Below are 4,200 nucleotides of genomic sequence, written 5' to 3' on the forward strand. Positions count from 1 at the left end.
GTTGAAATGGAAAAAATAGTATAAAAAACGTTAAGTTTAACTTGGCATTATATATATATTAAATAGATTGAAAATTCTGAAATATATTATAGGAATATCGAATATAAAATTCTATACGACAACCTTCTTGACAAACATCGAGTATACCGTTTTTGATTATGTCCCAAATATGAAAACATTGTATAAATGTCATTATTGTTCCGTTACTACAAATACTCCATATCATAATAATAAGTAAATTAGAATTACTAAATATGAAATTCAAGTAATACTAAATATTTTGGAGGTATAAGAAAATGAGAAAATTGTTTACATCAGAATCAGTAACAGAGGGTCATCCTGATAAAATATGTGATCAAATATCCGACGCAATTTTGGATGCTATTTTAGCACTGGACCCTAATGGTAGGGTTGCATGTGAGACTACAGTAACTACAGGTATAGTAAATGTAATGGGTGAAATATCCACTAATTGTTATGTAGATATTCCTAAAATTGTTAGGCAAACTATTAAAGAAATTGGTTATACAGATGCTAAATTTGGCTTTGATAGCGAAAATTGTGCTGTTGTAACTTCTATTGATGAACAGTCACCTGATATTGCTATGGGAGTAAATGAAGGTCTTGAATCAAAGACAGGTCAGCAAACTGGAATAGATTCCATAGGAGCTGGAGATCAAGGTATGATGTTTGGATTTGCTACAAATGAAACAGAAGAATATATGCCTTTAGCTATATCCATGGCACATAAACTTGCAAAAAAATTAGCAGAGGTTAGAAAAAATAAACTTTTAAATTATCTAAGGCCTGATGGAAAAACCCAAGTAACTGTTGAATATAAAGATAATAAACCAGTTAGAATTGACACAATAGTAATCTCAGCCCAACATAATCCTGACGCTCGCCATGAAACTATTGAAAAAGATATAATAGAGCATGTTATTAAGACTACAGTAACACCGGAATTGTTGGATGAAAAGACTAAATATTATATTAATCCAACAGGTAGATTTGTTATTGGAGGACCCCAAGGAGACTCTGGTTTAACAGGTAGAAAACTTATAGTTGACACCTATGGTGGTTATGGTAGACATGGTGGTGGGTCATTTTCAGGAAAAGATCCAACAAAGGTAGATAGATCTGCTTCATATGCCGCAAGATGGATAGCTAAGAATTTAGTTGCTGCAGGAGTTGCAGATAAATTAGAAATACAATTAGCTTATGCTATAGGTGTAGCTAATCCAGTTTCTATAGAGGTAGATACTTTTGGCACAGGCATAATTGACGATGAAAAAATTGTAGAGATAATTACAAAAGTGTTTAATTTAAAGCCCGCTGCTATAATTAGAGATTTAGATTTAAGAAAACCAATATTTAGACAAATCGCAGCATATGGGCATTTTGGAAGAAGTGATATTGATCTTTCTTGGGAGAGATTGGACAAAGTATGCGAAATAAAAAAATATCTATAAGCCCCACAAAACGATTTAGGAAGAGTTAGCAATTACTGATTGCTAACTCTTCCTAAATATTTTTATCCCCTAATATGATCTGAAAATTTTTGCACATCAATAATGGGTTCTTTACAAGAAAAATTCTCACAAATATAAGCAGTAGTTTTTCCTTGCAGTGGTCTGTGTGCTTTTAATTCAGAATTAATTGAATTTAATTCTTCATCCCCAGTATTTAAAACTACTGTATCAAAAGGGAGATAAGTGCTATTAATTTCTTTAATCATAGCTTTAGTATCGCTATCCATCTCTTTTCCGGAAAGTATAATATCCTTGCCAGGTACCTTGCTATATAATAGTGCGGTCATAAAATAAGCATGGGCATTCTCTATAGTTTTAACCTTCGAGGCAAAAACCTCAAATTGTCCGTATGCCTCATTTTCTAGCTCTCCGTTAGCACTTAATCTAGCAAGCCTTAGCATATTTAAAGTAGCCACCGAATTACCAGAAGGTAGCGCCCCATCATATATATCTTTAGGCCTAGCAATTAGTTCCTCTCCGTCAATTCCATATAGAAATAATCCGCCCTGCTCCTCATCTTTAAATAGTTTAAGCATATTTTGATTAAGCTCTATTGCTTTAGTTAAATATTTTACATTAAAGGTGGCTTCATATAGTTCGATTAGTGCATGAACTATGAACGCATAATCTTCTAAATATCCTAAATGAGCTACTTCACCCTCCCTATATCTAGCCATTAGTCTTCCTTCATCATTAATCATGTTACTTAATATAAAGTCCATTGCCTTTTCTGCTTGCTGAATATAACTGCTATTTTCAAATATTCTCCCGCCGTACGCAAAAGCTGCAATCATGAGTCCATTCCAGGAAGTTAATATCTTATCATCCTTATATGGATGAATTCTCTTTTCTCTATATTCAAATAACTTTTGTCTCATTTCTTCTAGTTTGTAATCTAAATCTTCATCTAGTGCTCCGCTACTTTTTTTGCCAATGAGATTTGGAATATTCCGTCCTTCAAAATTACCTTCTACTGTTATATTGTAATGTTTACAATAGGTTTTATAAAGCTGCTCGCCAAGAACTAACTCTACTTCCTTTAGTGATAATGAATAATATTTACCCTCGATTCCTTCACTATCTGCATCTTCAGCTGAGTAAAAAGCTCCCTCTTGAGACATCATATCCCTGAGTATATAAGTGAATATTTTTCCCGCCACCTGTTTGTAGAATATATTGCTCGTGGCATCAAACGCTTCAATATAAACTTCCGCTAAAAGTGCATTATCATATAGCATTTTCTCAAAGTGAGGGATTAACCATCTCTCATCTGTGGAATACCTTGAGAATCCAAACCCAATGTGATCAAAAATCCCTCCCTCGTACATAGCTTCTAGAGTTTTTTCTACCATTTTCAAGGCTTTAGGCTCATTATAATTTTTCCAATATCTTAATAAAAATTGTAAGTTATGAGGTGTAGGAAACTTGGGAGACCTTCCAAATCCACCATAATTTTCATCAAATACGTTTTTGAAGTTCTTATATGCATTATGTATTTCTTCTTCTCCCATTTCTTCACGGTGTATCAATTTATTCATGCTTTTTATATGATCTACTATCTTTTCACTAGATGCTACAATCTCCTCGCTATTTTCATTCCACTGCTGCGCTATAGAATTCAATATATCCATTATCCCCGGCATTCCTTGACGACGATGCAGAGGGAAATAAGTGCCTGCATAAAAGGGCTTTTTATCTGGAGTCATAAAAATAGTTAAGGGCCATCCACCACTTCCAGTTAAAGCTTGACATACTGTCATATAAATACTATCTATATCTGGACGTTCTTCCCTATCTACCTTTATTGCTACATAATGTTTATTTAAAATAGCTGCTACTTCTTCATTTTCAAATGATTCTTTTTCCATGACGTGGCACCAGTGACAAGTAGAATAGCCGATTGAAAGAAAAATTGGTTTATCTTCTGCTTTTGCTTTTGCAAAGGCTTCATCTCCCCATGGATTCCAATTTACTGGATTGTGGGCATGTTGCAGAAGGTATGGAGACTTTTCATTAATTAATTTATTTGGTTTTCTATTTTCTTTAATAGTATCGGATTTAGTCATAGCTACAACAACTCCTATCGAATATGTATTAATGATATTATGCCCAAGGTAACTACTTTAAGTCTCTTAAAATAGAGAAGTAATATAACCTTATTACTTCTTAGCCATATATAATCTTACTTCCTGCGGAACAACTATTTTACCATTCTTACTGTTTATATAATCTGCAACGGTTTCTAATATAGCTTTCTTCTTATTATTATCTAAATCATGAAAATTTGAGAAAGAATTGATTAATTTTAAGTACCTTTCCGTAGTGTATTCATCATCCCACCTGTATATCCTGGAAACTGGTCTATCAAACAGGTTATTTGTTTGTATTTCTGAGAATCTAAAATTATGTAAGTCTTCGGCCTCATTTAAACTTAAATAGTCATCAAACTCAGGGGCAAGCTTTCGATATATATTTCTTATTTCAATTAGCATCTCAGTTTGGGGTTCGATTACAGATGATAGATGCCAAAAACAGCTATTACCCCGTTTTTTTTTAACAAATTATATGCTTTAGGATATCCAACCTCTGGTTTAATCCAATGAAAAGCTGTAGCTGAAAAAATCAAGTCATAGGTTTCTTTTAAACTATCATATTCCTCAAATGAGGA

General features: G+C 33.2%; 3 protein-coding genes. 1 reads left to right on the plus strand and 2 read right to left on the minus strand.

Annotated features, from left to right (window positions below; genetic code table 11):
* The first annotated feature begins 296 nt into the window (after positions 1-296).
* On the plus strand, positions 297-1,472 hold the full coding sequence (gene metK / locus JJE11_RS15745; RefSeq protein WP_291637317.1) for a methionine adenosyltransferase: 1,176 nt from the start codon (positions 297-299) through the stop codon (positions 1,470-1,472).
* A gap of 62 nt (positions 1,473-1,534) precedes the next feature.
* Here metK and JJE11_RS15750 read toward each other — a convergent pair whose 3' ends face one another.
* A complete protein-coding gene (locus JJE11_RS15750) occupies positions 1,535-3,598 on the minus strand; it encodes a thioredoxin domain-containing protein (protein ID WP_291637319.1) in 2,064 nt (687 codons plus the stop codon).
* Between the two features lie 93 nt (positions 3,599-3,691).
* The gene (locus JJE11_RS15755) at positions 3,692-4,024 is read right to left on the minus strand and encodes a hypothetical protein (protein WP_291637321.1); all 333 of its coding nucleotides are present in this window, start codon (positions 4,022-4,024) and stop codon (positions 3,692-3,694) included.
* Positions 4,025-4,200: the final 176 nt, after the last annotated feature.

The sequence above is a fragment of the Clostridium sp. genome (assembly GCF_016650095.1).
Classification (GTDB): domain Bacteria; phylum Bacillota; class Clostridia; order Clostridiales; family Clostridiaceae; genus Clostridium_AD.